Raw genomic sequence first — 17,464 nt, forward strand, 5'->3', positions numbered from 1 at the left:
TTATTTTGATCCAATCTTCGCAAATACAACAATTAATGTCTTAAACAAAATTTTGAAGTCTAATACTAATGTAAAGTTATCAATGTACTCTGTATCTAACCGTACAACTTCTTCAAAGTCTGTTATGTTACTTCTTCCGCTTACTTGCCACATCCCAGTAATTCCAGGTTTCATGCTCAATCTTCGTTTATGGTGTGAGCTATACTGTTTGAACTCGTCAATTGTTGGTGGTCGTGTCCCAACCAAACTCATTTCTCCCTTAACAACATTAAAGAACTGAGGAAGCTCATCAATGCTGGTTGCACGGATAAACTTACCAACTTTTGTAACTCGTGGATCATCTGTCATCTTAAACATATGTCCCTCAACTTCATTTTCTTTTAAGAGGTCTTTCTTTTGTTGCTCTGCATTGACACCCATGGATCTAAATTTATAAATATAGAAGTACCTTCCATTAAGTCCTACTCTTTTCTGTTTAAAGAATATAGGGCCCGGTGATTCGAGTTTAATTATTGGCCCTAATATAATAGCCACAAGTAAAGTAATCGCAGAACCAATTAACCCTCCGATAATATCCATAATTCGTTTAAGAAACAATGTTTCCTCACTTGGAAAGGCTTGTGCATATGAGAGTACAGGGTAATCACCTATGTAGTTTACCTGAGTTTGAACTCCATCATAGAATTCCAACAAATCAACGCCAAAATTCACTACGACACCCATTGACCAGATTTCACTTACGATTGGCTCAATTTTTGCCCACCAACCGTTATCTACAACAAATAAGAGCGAATCTACGATTTCTTTACGAGTAAATTCAACTACAGACTCAAAATTAGAGACTACTTTATAGCCATTAATTGATTCGCCTATGCAATCTCTATCTATAATGGCAAAACCAACAAACTCATAGTTTGAACCATGTTGAATGATATCTAGTTTCTCTTGTGATTGTGCCTTCTCGTATGTTGTCACGATGATTAATTTTTGTTTGTTTGCTAAATGACCTTTCAAGTAAAATCGTCTAATAATTAATCTTCCAATAAACCCAACAAAGACATAAATTACTAATGTCAGTAGAAATACTCCACGAGATACTGACTTACTGTAATTCATAATAAAAACGAATACAGCAAAAAACATTCCCATGAATGCTATGTTTTTTATAATATTGTAAATTTCTTGAACATTGTTTCTTTTTAGAAACAATCTATTTTTACTAAGCGTTATAATTTCTGCGAAAAAAAGCGACAACAAAAAGATGAGTAAAGTCTGACCAAATGATTGATCAAAGAAAACTCGTTCATCCTGAAAAATGATAAGATATATAATAGCTGCAAGAATATAACTGATACTCAATGATAGTATATCTGCAATAGTGACCGACAGCTCTAGTTTCTTAGTCCGATTCAAAATACCCCTCCGTACCTTATAATATCTAAAATTTTGATACATATCAAAATTTCCTATGACTACATAGAACATTATAGCATTTTAATATAGAATATGTTGTTTAAACAGCACTTTCTTATAAAGAATTTTCTCTGTACTGAAACATTTTGCCGAATTTTGAGCATATTGTAAAGATTTTTCTCTCAAAATATAGATTTTGATAGATTATTATTGAATTTGTGAAATTATTTGCACTATTAAGGGTAAAACAATGATAGCATTGAAAAACTTGTGTATTCTAGGGTTCTGTTGTATTCAAACCAACACGTGGCCATGGTGAATTGTTGTGAAAATTAAGCGATTGACCATTTATCATTATCATGATGATTAAGATCCAAACAGTTATGTCTTGTATTCTCCTATAAATTAAATGTCAGACTACTTCACATGAAAAGACCGAACCCTCAACTGGCTCGGTCGTATTGTGATCTAATGTACTATTTAATATTTCTTTTGTTCTTCACTACTTTTAAGACAAGCAATAGACTTGCGGGGGTGAGTAATAGAATTTGTAGTGCAACATTCCTTTTCTTCTCTTTGTGTTTCTGTACGTGTTAGCTTGAGTACTTTTCCCCTGCATTATTTTCTCTTCCACAGTCCTTTCCTTACAATAATTAGGTGCTATTATCAAGTATCACCCTATTTCCTTAATTGTAATGTGTTTGGATACAAATGTAATTCTAGTAAGTCTTCATTATTATCAATGTACTCAATAATTGATGTCGTCGTATCAATGACATTGCTTGATAAAAAGGAGAATGGATTTCCATATTTTGGTGGTAGATGGCCGTCTAGAAATAATGATTCTTCCTTTGAAAACTCCTCTAAAATGACTGTTCTAAAATCTTGTAGTGCATGCCCAAGTGCATCGTATTCTTTGAGTCCAGCTAGACTCGCAATCTGTAGACTAAATGCATCTTTGAGATAATTCAAATTATACAATGCGACTTCTGCTACATTCTCTTCTTCTTCAAGATTAGACTTTATTGCTGAGAAAAACCGTATATTTTCCTTTGAATCTCTAAACTTCTGTTTCGTTTCGTAAAGTTGGTTTAATAATAAGTTGTAGGCATTTGTGGACTGTGATAATGATTCAAGATAGAGTGTTTTTTTCACTTCTATATCTTTACTTAATAAAGCATAATGATACTTAGCTTGAGCAGCGTGAACCTCTGCATATCGATTCGAATCAAAATTGCGATTTACACTATTAATCTTGTCGCCTAATTCATCTAGTTTTTGTGTCATCTTTTGCAATTCATTCGTTAAACCCATACTTGCAATTAAAACTCCAAGTTCAAGCGGAATTTCTTTAATTGGCAGCTGTGCAAAAGTTTTCTTTGATAAAGCATCACGCAATATCCCCACCGCTTCACCTGTTTTTCCTTTTCGGATAAATTCTAGCTCACCACTTGATATCTTATGGGCGAGTTCTCTTGATACATTGAAGGCCAAGCTTTTCCCATTCGTAAATTGTTCAATGAGCTGTGGTACATTGAAAAGTTGAGCGGATAGATTGTCAATCAACACAAATGTCTCTTTCGATTTATTTCTAATAAATGGTTGTTTTCGATTATCAAAAACTTTTAGAAACAACCGGTTTCACAGGTTTTTTCACAAACCCTTCCCCAGACTTTATATCCATACACTATCCTCTCAATAATCCCTTTATAAATTAATATTATAACATCTGTAATCTTATTATGATACGGGTATTCTAAAAACATAGGTGGTAATTTTTCTGAGGTGATTGTGTTGGTATGTGGGCTGACCCTAAATTTTTTCACAATGCAAAGGGACACTGTGAATGTGGTGAATTAATGAAATCTAGATATAACGCGTGTTTGATACTAATCAAAAATGGTCGCAAACCCTTTAAATTAAGGACTTACGACCATTTTTGTAGTGTTAGTGTGTTAACCAAATTCGTATTTTATTCTCGTTAATAATATGCGTGTATTACAGTAATTCAATCATTGCTTCTAAAGCTTCTTCCCACTTACGTGGAACAGTAAAGCCTGCATCAATCAGTGATTGTTTTGACATTCTTGAGTTTAAAGGTCTTACTGCGCGTGTTGGATATTCACGTGTTGGAATACCCTTTACTTCACAATTGATATTCGCAATCTCGAAGATTTTTTGTGTAAAGTCATACCATGAACAGAAGCCTTCATTGGTTGCATGATAGATACCATATTTCTCTGTTTGAATCATGTCGACTAAGATTGGTGCTACATCCCCACAGTATGTTGGTGATCCAATTTGGTCATTCACAACATTCAGTGAATCGCGTTCATTTCCTAAACGAAGCATGGTCTTTACAAAGTTATTCCCATTCACACCAAATACCCATGATATGCGAACAATGAAGTATTTCTCAAGTACTTTTTGGACTTCGAGTTCTCCTTGATACTTCGTAATCCCATACCAGCTTACTGGATTGGGTGTGTCTGTAACTTCAAAGGGTTGTGTTCCTTCACCATCAAAGACATAATCAGTACTAATATATACAAGCTTTGCATCAATCTCTTTTGAAGCTTCCGCAATATAGCGAGTTCCCAATACATTAATCGCTTCTACTTTTTCTTTATCATCTTCTGCTTGGTCTACTGCAGTATATGCTGCACAGTGTATGATTGCATCAGGTGCATAATCCCGAATGAGGTTTTTGATTTCTTTTTCGTTTGTGATATCTGCATCTTCAAAGTCTATTGACTTATAGTCTATCCCTGCTTTATCTAAGGCAAGCTTCACATCATAAGCCAGTTGTCCATTACCACCGGTTACTAATACTTTCATCTTATTCGCCTCGTTGTCCATACATCGTTTCATAGTAGTTTTGATATTCACCACTGAGGATTTCTTCCCACCATGGTTTGTTTTCAAGATACCACTTGATTGTTTTCTTAATGCCTTCATCAAAGGTTGTTTCTGGAGTCCATCCGAGTTCTGTAGTAATCTTGGTTGGATCAATTGCATACCGTAGATCATGTCCTTTACGATCGGTAACATACGTAATTAAATCTTCTGTCTTGTTCAGTTCATGAAGGATTGTCTTCACAACTTCTAAGTTTGTGCGTTCATTGTGTCCACCAATGTTATAGACTTCACCAACACGTCCATGCTCAAGAATCATTTGAATTGCTTTACAGTGGTCTTCCACATAAAGCCAGTCTCTTACATTTTCACCTTTTCCATATACAGGAAGTTTTTCATCTGCCAGTGCACGACTGATCATTAAAGGAATGAGTTTCTCTGGGAAATGGTAAGGTCCGTAGTTGTTTGAACAGCGACTGATCGTTACGGGTAATCCAAAGGTACGGTTGTATGCTTGAACTAAAAGGTCTGAACCTGCTTTAGAAGCAGAATAGGGGGATGATGTATGAATTGGGGTTTCTTCCGTAAAGAAAAGTTCAGGTTGGTCTAAAGGAAGGTCACCATATACTTCATCAGTTGATACTTGGTGGTATCGTTTCACATTATATTTACGCGATGCATCAAGCAGTGTTTGTGTCCCTAATACATTGGTTTGTAGGAAGATCCCTGGATTTTCAATTGAACGGTCGACATGACTTTCTGCTGCAAAGTTCACAACAACATCAAACTGTTCTTCAGAAAACAGTTGATCAATGAAATCACGATCTGCAATATCCCCTTTCACAAACTTAAACTGTGGATGATCCATCACATCTTTAAGTGTTGAAAGGTTTCCTGCATAGGTTAATGCATCAAGACAGACTACTTCTATCTCTGGTCGATGTTTTAATACATAGAATACATAATTTGAGCCAATAAACCCGGCTCCACCTGTTACTAAATATTTCATTTTTTATGATCTCCTTTATTAGAATTTGATATCTGCATCGTTTAGAAACGGTGCAGCTTTGTCTTTATCAGATAATACTGGATTATCAATTCCCCAATCAATATTTAGTTCAGGGTCATCATAACGAATGCTTCGATCACTTGGATAATCATAGAAGTTATCGGCTTTATATTGTACTTCTACATCATCACTCAGTGTTACGAAGGCATGTCCAAACCCTCTAGGGATCATGAGTTGTTTTTGGTTCTCTGCACTGAGTTCTACAGAGATCCATTGTTTATAGGTTTTAGAGTCTTCTCTTAGGTCTACGGCGACATCTAAGATTGCACCGCGTGTACAGCGTACAAGCTTCGCTTGGGCATAGGGTGCATTCTGTAGGTGAATACCACGCAGTACCCCTTTCATCTTACTGTATGAGTGATTATCTTGAACAAAGTCATAGTTTAACCCTAAGCTTTCTACAGTATTCTTAGAATAGGATTCCATGAACCATCCACGATGATCTCCAAATACTTTGGGTTCAAGAATGACACACCCTTCAAGTTTAGTTTCTGTCTTATTCATTAACGAATCTTCCCTTCACTCACATTTCTTAAATGTTGACCATACGGTGACTTACCATACAGTTCTGCAGATTCCAAGAGTTTTTCTTTCGATATCCACCCTTGACGGTATGCAATTTCTTCAGGAGCACTGATCTTAATTCCAGAACGTTTCTCCATGACTTCTACATATTGTGCTGCTTCTAACAGTGATTCAACAGTACCGGTATCAAGCCACGCAAATCCACGTCCTAGGACTTCAACTTCTAATTCACCTTTTTCAAGGTAAATTGCATTCAGGTCTGTGATTTCGTATTCACCTCGTGGACTTGGTTTTAAGTTCTTTGCATATTCAACCACTTTATTGTCATAGAAGTATAACCCAGTTACTGCATAGTTCGATTTAGGTTCAGATGGTTTCTCTTCAATTGAGATTGCTGTACCGTTTTCATCAAACTCTACAACACCAAACCGTTCTGGGTCGGTGACATAGTATCCAAATACAGTCGCTCCAGACGTCTTAGATGAAGCATGCTTCAAAGATTGACCAAAGTGACGCCCATAGAAGATGTTGTCTCCAAGTACCAGGGCTACTGAATCATCACCAATGAATGCTTCACCTAAGGTAAAGGCTTGAGCCAATCCATCAGGAGATGGTTGTACTTTATAAGAAAGTGATAATCCGAATTGACTTCCATCACCTAAAAGCCTCTCAAAGTTTGGTAAGTCTTGTGGTGTTGAGATAATCAGTATCTCGTTTATTCCTGCAAGCATCAGTGTGCTTAATGGATAATAAATCATCGGTTTATCATAAACCGGAAGTAATTGCTTGCTTGTAACCTTTGTCAGTGGATGGAGTCGTGTTCCTGATCCTCCTGCGAGTATTATACCTTTCATGCTTTTCCCTCCCAAATTTTAAATTTTAAATATTACTACCCTACACTTATACCGTGTTATCTGTATATCAATCTATGCATGGTAAAATTGTTAACCATATCTTTTAATAGACTTTATCCACTATGTTTAAAAGCGTGTTCTTGTCATTTTCTTAATATTCTTTTTTTTCATACCTGTTATCGCCCAAATAACAACACCGAACAGATCTTTGACTTTTTAATTTGCTGAGTGATGACATTACACAAGAGAAGCATAATTATTGAAACGATACCTACGACACAATAATTAAGTCCTTGTAATGGAGCAAACAGACGCTTAATTAGGAAGATAAACAAGAAGTTTGAAATAATGTAAATCCCCAAAGAATTCTTACCCATATCTGATATCCAGTGTTTAATAGAATCTGGCACCCATTTATATATGTGTTTCAATGCAAATAAAGCAAGAAAACAGCCGACAAATCCAATTGCATAACGATACATATCATAATAAATAATTGTCTCTGCAGACCGACCCAAAATTGAAAACATGGATATGTAAATTGAAGTGTCGATTGTATACATTTTGAATAGGAATCCAAACACGATTAAGCATATACATGCAAGGATTGCTTCTACACGTTTAGACACCTTGAGTGTGTTCTCATATTTATTCGTATAGTATCCAGCTAGGAAAAACGGAAACATATATTTATGCATATGAAATGAGTACTGATCCAATGAAATAAAGGATAATGCAAATATGATGCAGTAAATCACAAAACTAAGTTTACCTTTTGTTGTCTTATCTACAAGCATTACAATGAGTGAACAGACTAATACAGACCACAGAAACCAAAACGTTCCCGTAAAGTATTCAAGAACCTCATTTAAGCTTAAGAGCATTTTACCATTTAGATAATGGTCAATCGTAAACCAGATAAGTGTCCAGATTGTGATTGGAACTAGCAAAGTTCTGATCCTATTTTTAATAATCGATCCAATGTTTCTTTTCTTGCTCGTAAAACTAAATAGGTATCCACTGATCAGCATGAAGAGGGGCATATGGAATGAATAAATAATAATGAATAATGGATTATAAAAAAAGAGGAGATAGTTTGCGAATTCGATGCCACCTGTTAACTGAATACTATGTCCCAATACCACAAATATTATTGCGAATCCTTTTAAAAAGTCTAAATAATTGTTTCTCACTGTATGTTTTGTCATTGTATTCTCCTATTAAAGATAATCCATGAATTGCGTATTGATATAATACATACGCATCGCAATCACAATATCTAATTTATTACATCCGATGTTTTTTATTTGCCTTTCCTTTCAAGAAATTCTTCAAATGATGAATACGTTCTTTTTAAAATAGTCTTACTAACAAGGAATTGAAAGTATCTTAATAAAACGCCTACCCCTAATTTTTTATAGATATACTTTATTTTTAGTTTCATCGGGATGCCTAAAGATTGCATGTCATCTTCTGTAAAGAATCCTCTTTTACTAAAATCAATTTCAATCTCATGGGTTTTAAATAAAGGCACAACATCTTCTTCAACCCATTTTCCACGATAAACAGCCCATCCTCCAGAGTTCTTTCCATACTTAATCGGTGCGTAGTTCAGATCACTGATATATAAAAATGTCTTTTTTGACTGTACTGCTTTGATGTTTCCAAATAACTCCCAAAGCCAAGGGTTGTCTGCATCATCCCAAAAAGAAAGGAAATCCTGTGTGCGCCATAAACCTGCTTGAAGATTTAACTTATAGGGTGCATATTGAGCTGTAACATTTAGGTGCATTGCTTCATTATATACTCGTCCAAACTGAAGGTTATCATCAAAGGATATGCATGCAATCGATGGGTCTTCTTTCATCAGTCCGATGAGTTGATCAAGCATCCTGTGATCAATCGCTTCTCGAATAAAAAAATCATCGAGAAGAATCAGTACAAATTCACGATCAATACGTGTCAATGCTTTGATCATTCTGTTCCCATAAGAACCATGACCTGTCTGTATCCCCTTGATATTGGGTTTAATACTTCCTCCAGATTCACTATTAAGCGATACATTTTCAAATGTCATGCCACCAAATTTATTAAAGAGTATTTGAAAAGGTTCCCAAAGATCTTGGTATGCGTCACAAGAATTAATTAAAACGCTTAAATCTTGATAATTTTTAAGTTGATTTGTCATATTACTCTCCACATATTTTCTCATATATTAATTGTAATGTGTGTATTGATTGTAGCCTTGATAGCTTCTACATCTACTAAAGTGTTCTTTCAAAACGCTAATCCTTCAACATGGTTTTGAGTGTATCCTTAATTTCATAAAGATCCAACAGTTTCTCTTGAATCTCTTGAATTGATAATTGATAGGTATTGTGTGAATTATACTCTTGTTCACTTGTATTCTCTTCACCCTCTACAAAATACTTATCATAGTTTAAGTCACGTTGATCCATCGGTACACGGTAATAATTCCCAAAGTCCTCGGATTTCACATACTCTTCTTTGGTAAGCAATGTTTCATAGAGTTTTTCACCATGTCGGGTTCCAATCACACGGGAACCAACCGCTGATTTTGTCAGTTCTAAAATCGCATTTGCAAGGTCTTGTATGGTGCTTGCAGGTGATTTTTGAACAAATAAATCCCCAGGTTTCCCATTTTGAAATGCGAATAACACAAGGTCAACCGCCTCATCAAGACTCATTAAGAACCGGGTCATATAAGGGTTTGTTAAGGTGAGGGGTTTGCCTTCTTTAATTTGATCTAAGAAGAGTGGGATTACAGAACCACGTGAAGCCATAACATTTCCATAACGGGTTCCGCAAATAATGGTTGTATCACGAGCCATTCTTGCTTTCGCAACAAAGGTCTTTTCCATCATGGCTTTTGATATCCCCATTGCATTGATTGGATAGGCTGCTTTATCCGTAGATAAACAAACAACCCGTTTTACACCTTGAGCAATTGCTTCTTCAAGCACATTATCCGTTCCCAATACATTGGTTTTTACGGCTTCAACTGGAAAAAACTCACAAGAAGGGACTTGCTTAAGCGCAGCAGCATGGAATATAAAATCTGCACCCCGTACTGCATGGACAATGCTTGAACGATCGCGTACATCCCCAATATAAAATTGAAGACGATCGTCATTGAATTCCTTACGCATATCATCTTGTTTCTTTTCATCACGTGATAAGATGCGAATTTCTTTGATATCTTCTTTAATGAAACGACGCACTAACGCATGTCCAAATGATCCGGTTCCACCAGTTACTAATAATATTTTGTCTTTAAACATTTTTGCTTACTCCTTTACGATTCGTCTTAATCATTCATAAACCTCTTTACCCATAAATATCGCGAAACATGAATGATTTTATGCTAAATTCATCGCGATACTGTTGATATACCATCTCTTTATCCTTTTAGTACTTTTTTGAGTAGACCCCCCAAACCAATTGTCACCAGTGTCTTTTTTACTTGATTTACAGTCGATAAATTTTGATATTCAAATACAGCCTTCACTGTTTGGTATTTCATAAATTCATCCTGAACCTTATGTTTATCATTAACTTGGTCAATCAATCGAACATAACGATTTAAAAGAATTGAGAATGCTTTATTGATGACGATGTCCTCATCTTCTTTAGTTTCACACACCTCAATTAAGGTCCTGAAGACTTTATCCAAGTCTGCTAATTCATCAAACTTTAGCTTTGAATTCGTAATTGATTCTGGATTCATATGTTGAATATAAATGTGTTCATACAAAGCGTGTGGATGATTTACATACGCATAGTATTGAATAAAGAAAAGTAAGTCTTCACCAAAAACGACCTGTTCATCAAACACTATATTTTGATCTCGAATGATAGACCCTAAATAGCACTTATTCCATGGCGCATTATACTCATACGAAATTAAGGCTTTATAAAGTTCATGTTTTGTAAAAGCTGGTTTTGTTTTCGCTAACGTGCTTTCTGGATCAATATTAAACAAAATCATGTCTGTTTCTTTATCAGCCTCAAGAATTTTATCCAAGTGTTTAAAATAGGATTGATTGACCTCATCATCACTATCAACAAAAAGGATATAGTCACCTTTTGACTGTTTAATCCCAACGTTACGAGCTGAAGAAGCCCCCCCATTCTCTTTGCGAACATACTTGATTGTGTTATGTTCACGGATAATTGTTTCGCATAAGGCTGCAGTGCGATCTATTGAACCATCGTCGACAATGATTACTTCATAATCATCAAAGTTATTTGCGATAATTGAAAGTAAACACCGTTCGATATGTTTCTCAGAATTGAAGACTGGGATTATGATTGAATATTTCAAGATTTGGATTCCTCCTTAACCATCATTATGGATGGGTTTTTATGACGAATACTGTATAGTTTCCCACTCATTGCGAATAAGACCAAGAGTACTAAGCTATATTTCAAAGCTCTTATCTTTTTTACGTGTCCTTTCCCTAGTTTGCCTTTAAAATATCCACTGTCATCTTTTTTCAGTGACTCATTGAGATACCAATCAGGAAAATAGGATTCAAGAAATTGATATTCTTTCCAAATTTCTTTCTTTGATTTGAAGATGTGAATTCGATTGAGACGCACGATTTTGGGCAGGGTTCGAAACATAATATTTCGAATAAATAACAACTCCAAATCAGACGCTAAGTCATTGTATGTTGGCATAGGTTTAAAGCCTTCATATAATTGTTCCCCGATTTTGTTGATGTCGTATATTTTGTCATTAAATTGACTTGTTATCTGTCCTTCACGCATTTGTCGATAATAGTATAATGTTTCATCAAGCTTTACGATATGATTTGAATATCCTAACAGGATATAACAGGTTAAATTATCTTCATAATGAAGGCCAATTGGAAAACGAATGGCATTATCATTGAATAAGCATGTCTTAAAGATTTTATTACATACCATTGCTTCATAAACAATTTTGTCCCCAATGTTATTGTCACTGACCAACACTTCGTCACCATCCGTGTACTCAACGTAATTACATACAACAACATCCGCGTCTTTTTGATAAGCTGTCGTTAACATCGAAGTGTAGATCGGTGCATTCACCCAATCATCAGAGTCTAAAAACGTCACATACTCGCCAGTAACTTGATCAAGTCCATAGTTTCTCGCATCAGATAACCCACCATTTGCCTTGGTGTATAATGAAATCAATTCAGGATTCTCATTTACATAGCGTTGCGCAATTTCTTTTGAGTTATCGGTACTCCCATCATTTACACAAATTACTTCAAATTCTGTAGGATCAAGTTTCTTGATTGAATCAAGGCAATCACTTAAATACTTCTCTACATTATAAATTGGAATTATGATTGATAGTTTTTTCCTATCACTTGATATTTTATTCATATAGCCCCCCCAAAGCATCACATTTATAATGTGATATTCATGCTTTACCCCTTATTACTTGCTTGCTTATCGTACATGTTTACCATTGATGCAAATCGCAATTAAACTATAAAAATATGGTGACACGAGCGTTTCAAAGAAAACATGACCATTAATAAGTGCCAATGAATTTGAAACAACTAATGCAGTGATTAACATCCATATGTCAAATTTATGATGCGTACGAAACTGTGATAATACTGACTTAAATGCCTTCCAATTGATGGCAAGGATAAATATAAAAATAAATATTCCTGAATAGAAGAACGCAGCGAGAAAGTCAATCTCTAACGTCGGAGTCAACCCAAACGATAAGAGCACACTCATAATGCTTGAATAACCCATACCAAAAATACTGGATACAGTAATCTGCAGTGGGGTTTGTCCTATAAAATGGTTGAATGTTCGAAGTGCCATATGATTTCGATACGATAGAATGGCACTCAAAATAGAGTCATAGTTCGTATAATCAGCATTCCTGCTTAAATAATATGAACTTGCAAAAATGCCTATGATGATGAGTACAATCGAACAATAAAAAAATATCCTCAGATTTTTCTTTGCTTTTGAACTGATCGAATGATCATAGAATGCGTAGTAAAACACAATCATCGCAATAATTAACAGAATTGCAATCTGACCTGCACGGGTTCCTGTTAACAGGAGTGCTAATACAGTGATAGCGATGAAACTCTTTTTATATGTAAACATATCCTGATACGAAATAAATAGCATTAAGGTAATGAGTAGGAGCTGTGTTATAACATTTCCATGATCAAAATATCCACGATATCCAAATCTCCATATCCATGATTCCAATCCGAAACCAAATGGACTGATAATAATATTAATTGAGACAATTAGTGAGGCAAACACCAAATTCTTTACTAGAAATTGTGATGTAATCATCTTATTTCTGAGTAAGCAATCCAGTAGTATTAACACCGAGAAACAATAAGATACTCTCAAGGCATAATTTATATCTAGCATTAAACTTTTTGAAATACCCATAAGTTGATAGATCAATACACTTAAATATAGAATTAGATTTATCCCTATCCAAAACTTGGTGTGACGCTTCGAGTTATACGCGATAAAAAAAACACATAATATATACATTAATAATCTCATAACTTGATTAATCGGGATTCCTAAGTTCATTACACTTCCAAAATAAATGGACATATCAATAAAAGGACTCACAAATATGAGAACACTAACAAACATCCTATTTGACTTTTGTTTATCCTCCATAAAATTAAACAATCTTGAATTTCTCATATTTCCTCCTAAGATATACATTTATGCAATCATCTCTTTCTCGATTAAAAAAGATCACTGCATCAGCATAGACCTAACTCATGAATCATCTATTCACTTAAGAATAAATGTGAATAGTCATTGACAATCTTATCCCATGAATAATGATCAATGATTACTTGTTGCGCATTCAATTGACTTATAACATCCTGGTTTTCTTCAACACGATGGATTTGTTGTTTTAAACTTACACCCTTACTACTCGCAGTTTTCGACCAATAAATTGCGTGGTCTTTTGCAACTTCACTGTTGAATCCTACATCCAAAAGCAGATTTAATTTCGTTGATGCTAATGCTTCTAAAAGTGATGGATTCGTCCCACCTACCTCATGACCATGTAGGTAAGCAAAAGCTTTTTCTCTTATAAACTTTAATAAATCTTGGTCATAAACTGTTCCAACAAACTTAACTCTTGGATCACTTTCAAATCCCGTTTTATTTTTTAAATGATCATAAAACTTATTCTTCTCGACATTCGTGATGATCACTAAATCTTTCTGTGAATTAGAATTCATAAATTCAGATATCATCGTTTCATAATTATTCTCCGGAACAAATCTTCCGACTATAAGATAGTATTGATCAAACGCAACTGAGAATTGTTGAAACCAGTCTACTACTTTTTGATCCGTTTCTACTAAGGGTGACTTGCTGACATCTGCACCATAAGCAATAAACGTTGTATTTGGTTGAAACTTAGCATAACACGTCTTTATGTATTCTTCGATCGTAATCGAGTCACACACGAGCAAATCAGCATGCTTTACCATTAACTTTTCAGAGTACTTCCAATACTTTCTAATTAACCAATTCCATTTAGCTCTTTTCCATTCATGACCATCTGGATTAACAAAAAGTTTGACATTAAGTTTTTCCATTTTCTTTTTGAAATGTCCAATGAATGGTCCAATTCTACACGCTAACACATAGATGATTGCGTCTTCTATTTTATTGTTTTCGATGTATTTTAACACATGATCTAAAGCAACAATGTCATAATACACAGCTTTTGCAGGCCCTATGTTTGGTACCTTAACATTAAAACACCGTGCATTATTATGTTCATATTCTTGGTCATTATCGGATAAACACGATACATGATATTTAATTTCTGTATGATTAACATCATTATATTCCGTTAGTTTTTCAACAAAGGTTTCAAAACCACCATAATTGGATGGAATCCCTTTTGAACCGATAACAAATACATTTTTCATACTTTCCCCTACCCTTATTTTGAACCAATTTTCGCAAACACAACAATTACAGTTTTAAAGAGAATTTTGAAATCCAAAATTAATGTGAAGTTGTCAATGTACTCTGTATCCAGTCGGACAACTTCTTCAAAATCTGTAATATTGCTCCTTCCACTTACTTGCCACATCCCTGTAATCCCAGGTTTCATACTGAGTCTTCGTTTGTGATGTGAACTGTAATGCTTAAATTCATCGACAGTTGGTGGTCGTGTCCCAACCAAACTCATTTCTCCCTTAACAACATTAAAGAACTGTGGAAGTTCATCAATACTTGTTGCGCGAATAAACTTACCAACCCTTGTGACCCGTGGATCATTGGTCATTTTAAACATATGTCCTTCGACTTCATTGTCTTTCAGTAACTCTTTTTTCTGCTGTTCTGCATTGACACCCATGGATCGAAACTTATAAATATAGAAGTAACGTCCGTTTAGGCCTACGCGCTTTTGTTTAAAGAAAATAGGACCGGGTGATTCAAGTTTGATAATTGGTCCCAGTATTATGGCGACTAGTAGTGTGATTGTTGAGCCCACAAGCCCACCAACAATATCAATGCCTCGTTTAATGAATAAGGACTCTTCACTTGGTACTGTTTCTGAGAAGGATAGTACAGGATAATCCCCGATATGGTTAACTTGTGTTGGATAGCCACTATAAAATGACAAGAGATCTACCCCTAAATTAACAACAACACCCATTGTCCATATTTCATTAACCATGGTTTCAATGCGTCCCCACCAACCATTGTTTAACATGAGTAAGACTGAATCAACAATCTGTGAGCGGGTATACTCAACCAATGTATCAAGATTTGCAACCACCTTGAAACCATTAATTGCTTCACCCACACAGTCTTCGTCTACGATAACCAACTCGATACGATTATCAAGTTGTCCATTTTGAATTATATTCATTTTGTCTTTTGACTGTGCTTTTTCTTTTGTTGTGACGACTAAGAGTATTTGAGATTTATTGGTCATCCCTTTTTTATATACTGTACGAAGTACCATTCTTCCACAGTATCCAACAAACACATATATAATAATCGTCAACAAAAAAACACCCCTGGATACGATCATTGAGAAACTTAACGTAAAGACCAGAAGCGCAAAAAACATTCCCATGAATGCTATGTTTTTGATGATATTATACATTTCTTGTAGATAATCTCTTTTTAGAAATAATTTGTTTTTTCCTAAAGTTATGAGTTCAGCCAAAAACAAGGATAAGATGAACAGAAGATAGGTATGAACAAAGATATCCTTAAAAAAGGGCACATTATTTTGAAGTATAATTAAGTATAAAATTGAACCGATTAGGTAGCTCACGCTTAAAGATATAACATCTGTTATTGTTACAGCTAATTCGAGCTTTTTATTTCTAGTCAAAAAAAATCCCCCCCAAGCAATTTTTTTCAAATTCAATATTTAATTCATTAATAGAATCATTATAACACTAAATCTTGAAATTTAATAAACCTATTTTGCACACATACGGCTAACCTTCAAAATTGAACGATCAATCGTACTATCACTGATACAATATATCAGATTTTTCTAAAATTGCAAGATAATGAGATATACTCGTATATTATATTATCTACCAAATATAAGCACAACATACTATTCAGCATTTTATCTGCCCTTATGAATCTTGTCTTCTTAAATAATCCAATCACATCTTCAACTTCAATTTACCAATCGCATCAAATTTAGATTCTCTTATCAATATTGTAGAAAAAGGAAAAATCACTTGTTGGTTGTTTGCATTATGAACGTCTTTAATAACTAATTCAATTCAAAATGCATCATGTACTCGGTTCCTTCAATGAATTTTACTTGATCCCCAAGTTTCTTAACAGTTGTAGCCATTTATTGATATAAATCTAAATAATTCAGATATCGCAATTATAAATCAATTCTGCTACTTATCGAGTTAGATAAGTTGTAAGCTTCTTCAGCCTTATCATGTGCTTGTTGAGCCATAAATAGTGCTTGACTAGAATCAGATATCGCTTTTTCAGAATTATCAATCGCTTTCTGTATATTTTCGTTTTGTAATATTATCATTTCTTCAATTTTTTTTCGATGTTCAGCAGCTAATCTCTCTTCATTATCTTTTCTCAGTTCATCAAAATATAGATTAATCGACTCTTTTACGGTTTCGACTCTTCCTTCTTCAAAAAGCTCCAGTATAGTTTTAAGCGCTTCAGATGTTCTTATTTTTTCGGGAAATAGAGTTTCACTTCTCCAAGCACTTTCCGTTAATACAAAAAGTTCTTGAGAAGCATCCATCTCTAACTTAGCAGATCGAATTTTATGCATTTTTTCTGCATTGTCCTCTTCCATAAGACGTTTTCTATGACTAGCATATTTTTCATAGTACTCTTTTTCAGCTAATTGTCTTTTGTAATCATAGTGTTTGTTAGCTTCTTCCATGTTTGTTTTACGTTTTTGAGTATAACTAAATGGATTCCATTTGTTTAAAGCTTTTGGTTTATCACCAACTTGTTCTAGGATGTATTTATCTTTATTCGTTTCATCAAACATTTTCAAATTTTTCGGAATATAATGTTCAGCATCTACTAGACTCCTTTTGGCAGAATCCATCCTCTCTAGTGCTACCTCATAGTTTTGTATGATTACAAGCATTCTTCTGATTTGATTGATAACTTTAGACGGCTCCATAATTGATCTCCTTTACAAATATCACAGATCCTTTTAGATCTA

Annotated in this window: 15 protein-coding genes; all 15 read right to left on the bottom strand. The window is 34.6% G+C overall.

Features of this window, described 5'->3' with window-relative positions:
• Positions 1 to 1,485 (bottom strand): sugar transferase, encoded by a 1,485-nt coding sequence (locus AOC36_RS08455; protein WP_078055130.1) that lies wholly within the window; start codon positions 1,483 to 1,485, stop codon positions 1 to 3.
• Between the two features lie 606 nt (positions 1,486 to 2,091).
• The gene (locus tag AOC36_RS08460) at positions 2,092 to 3,048 is read right to left on the bottom strand and encodes a hypothetical protein (RefSeq protein WP_067633319.1); all 957 of its coding nucleotides are present in this window, start codon (positions 3,046 to 3,048) and stop codon (positions 2,092 to 2,094) included.
• Positions 3,049 to 3,411: 363 nt separating this feature from the next.
• Positions 3,412 to 4,284 (bottom strand): dTDP-4-dehydrorhamnose reductase, encoded by an 873-nt coding sequence (gene rfbD, locus AOC36_RS08465; protein ID WP_232505362.1) that lies wholly within the window; start codon positions 4,282 to 4,284, stop codon positions 3,412 to 3,414.
• Positions 4,253 to 5,278 (bottom strand): dTDP-glucose 4,6-dehydratase, encoded by a 1,026-nt coding sequence (gene rfbB, locus AOC36_RS08470; RefSeq protein ID WP_067633323.1) that lies wholly within the window; start codon positions 5,276 to 5,278, stop codon positions 4,253 to 4,255. Before rfbB ends, rfbD begins: the two co-directional genes overlap by 32 nt.
• Before the next feature lie 18 nt (positions 5,279 to 5,296).
• A complete protein-coding gene (gene rfbC, locus AOC36_RS08475; RefSeq protein ID WP_067633325.1) occupies positions 5,297 to 5,842 on the bottom strand; it encodes a dTDP-4-dehydrorhamnose 3,5-epimerase in 546 nt (181 codons plus the stop codon).
• Positions 5,842 to 6,717: a glucose-1-phosphate thymidylyltransferase RfbA gene (gene rfbA / locus AOC36_RS08480; protein WP_067633327.1), complete on the bottom strand. Its 876-nt coding sequence runs from the start codon at positions 6,715 to 6,717 to the stop codon at positions 5,842 to 5,844. Before rfbA ends, rfbC begins: the two co-directional genes overlap by 1 nt.
• A 176-nt stretch (positions 6,718 to 6,893) precedes the next feature.
• Complete coding sequence (locus AOC36_RS08485; RefSeq protein WP_067633329.1) at positions 6,894 to 7,925, bottom strand: acyltransferase family protein; 1,032 nt, start codon at positions 7,923 to 7,925, stop codon at positions 6,894 to 6,896.
• A 95-nt stretch (positions 7,926 to 8,020) separates the two neighbouring features.
• Positions 8,021 to 8,905 (bottom strand): hypothetical protein, encoded by an 885-nt coding sequence (locus tag AOC36_RS08490; RefSeq protein ID WP_067633331.1) that lies wholly within the window; start codon positions 8,903 to 8,905, stop codon positions 8,021 to 8,023.
• 97 nt (positions 8,906 to 9,002) lie between these two features.
• Positions 9,003 to 10,019 (bottom strand): SDR family NAD(P)-dependent oxidoreductase, encoded by a 1,017-nt coding sequence (locus tag AOC36_RS08495; protein WP_067633333.1) that lies wholly within the window; start codon positions 10,017 to 10,019, stop codon positions 9,003 to 9,005.
• Positions 10,020 to 10,138: 119 nt separating this feature from the next.
• Entirely contained in the window at positions 10,139 to 11,062 is a 924-nt protein-coding gene (locus tag AOC36_RS08500) for a glycosyltransferase family 2 protein (protein WP_067633335.1), read from the bottom strand.
• Positions 11,059 to 12,120: a glycosyltransferase family 2 protein gene (locus AOC36_RS08505; protein ID WP_067633337.1), complete on the bottom strand. Its 1,062-nt coding sequence runs from the start codon at positions 12,118 to 12,120 to the stop codon at positions 11,059 to 11,061. The genes AOC36_RS08500 and AOC36_RS08505 overlap by 4 nt, the downstream gene beginning before the upstream one ends.
• Positions 12,121 to 12,186: 66 nt before the next feature.
• Positions 12,187 to 13,068 (bottom strand): hypothetical protein, encoded by an 882-nt coding sequence (locus AOC36_RS08510; RefSeq protein ID WP_470295748.1) that lies wholly within the window; start codon positions 13,066 to 13,068, stop codon positions 12,187 to 12,189.
• 461 nt (positions 13,069 to 13,529) lie between these two features.
• Positions 13,530 to 14,696 carry a beta 1-4 rhamnosyltransferase Cps2T gene (gene cps2T / locus AOC36_RS08515; RefSeq protein ID WP_067633340.1) on the bottom strand — a complete coding sequence of 389 codons (1,167 nt, stop codon included), beginning with the start codon at positions 14,694 to 14,696 and terminating at the stop codon, positions 13,530 to 13,532.
• 14 nt (positions 14,697 to 14,710) lie between these two features.
• Positions 14,711 to 16,123, bottom strand: coding sequence for a sugar transferase (locus AOC36_RS08520; RefSeq protein WP_067633342.1), 1,413 nt, complete (start codon positions 16,121 to 16,123; stop codon positions 14,711 to 14,713).
• Positions 16,124 to 16,642: 519 nt separating this feature from the next.
• Entirely contained in the window at positions 16,643 to 17,422 is a 780-nt protein-coding gene (locus AOC36_RS08525) for a hypothetical protein (protein ID WP_067633344.1), read from the bottom strand.
• Between the last annotated feature and the right edge of the window lie 42 nt (positions 17,423 to 17,464).

It is taken from the genome of Erysipelothrix larvae, from assembly GCF_001545095.1.
GTDB classification, from domain to species: Bacteria; Bacillota_I; Bacilli_A; order Erysipelotrichales; family Erysipelotrichaceae; genus Erysipelothrix; species Erysipelothrix larvae.

Coding starts and splice junctions, on each gene's coding strand:
- AOC36_RS08455 (WP_078055130.1), bottom strand. CDS start 1,485: ATGTTCTATGTAGTCATAGGAAATTTTGATATGTATCAAAATTTTAGA.
- AOC36_RS08485 (WP_067633329.1), bottom strand. CDS start 7,925: ATGACAAAACATACAGTGAGAAACAATTATTTAGACTTTTTAAAAGGA.
- AOC36_RS08490 (WP_067633331.1), bottom strand. CDS start 8,905: ATGACAAATCAACTTAAAAATTATCAAGATTTAAGCGTTTTAATTAAT.
- AOC36_RS08495 (WP_067633333.1), bottom strand. CDS start 10,019: ATGTTTAAAGACAAAATATTATTAGTAACTGGTGGAACCGGATCATTT.
- cps2T (WP_067633340.1), bottom strand. CDS start 14,696: ATGAAAAATGTATTTGTTATCGGTTCAAAAGGGATTCCATCCAATTAT.
- AOC36_RS08525 (WP_067633344.1), bottom strand. CDS start 17,422: ATGGAGCCGTCTAAAGTTATCAATCAAATCAGAAGAATGCTTGTAATC.
- rfbC (WP_067633325.1), bottom strand. CDS start 5,842: ATGAATAAGACAGAAACTAAACTTGAAGGGTGTGTCATTCTTGAACCC.
- AOC36_RS08510 (WP_470295748.1), bottom strand. CDS start 13,068: ATGATTACATCACAATTTCTAGTAAAGAATTTGGTGTTTGCCTCACTA.
- rfbB (WP_067633323.1), bottom strand. CDS start 5,278: ATGAAATATTTAGTAACAGGTGGAGCCGGGTTTATTGGCTCAAATTAT.
- rfbA (WP_067633327.1), bottom strand. CDS start 6,717: ATGAAAGGTATAATACTCGCAGGAGGATCAGGAACACGACTCCATCCA.
- rfbD (WP_232505362.1), bottom strand. CDS start 4,284: ATGAAACGATGTATGGACAACGAGGCGAATAAGATGAAAGTATTAGTA.
- AOC36_RS08505 (WP_067633337.1), bottom strand. CDS start 12,120: ATGAATAAAATATCAAGTGATAGGAAAAAACTATCAATCATAATTCCA.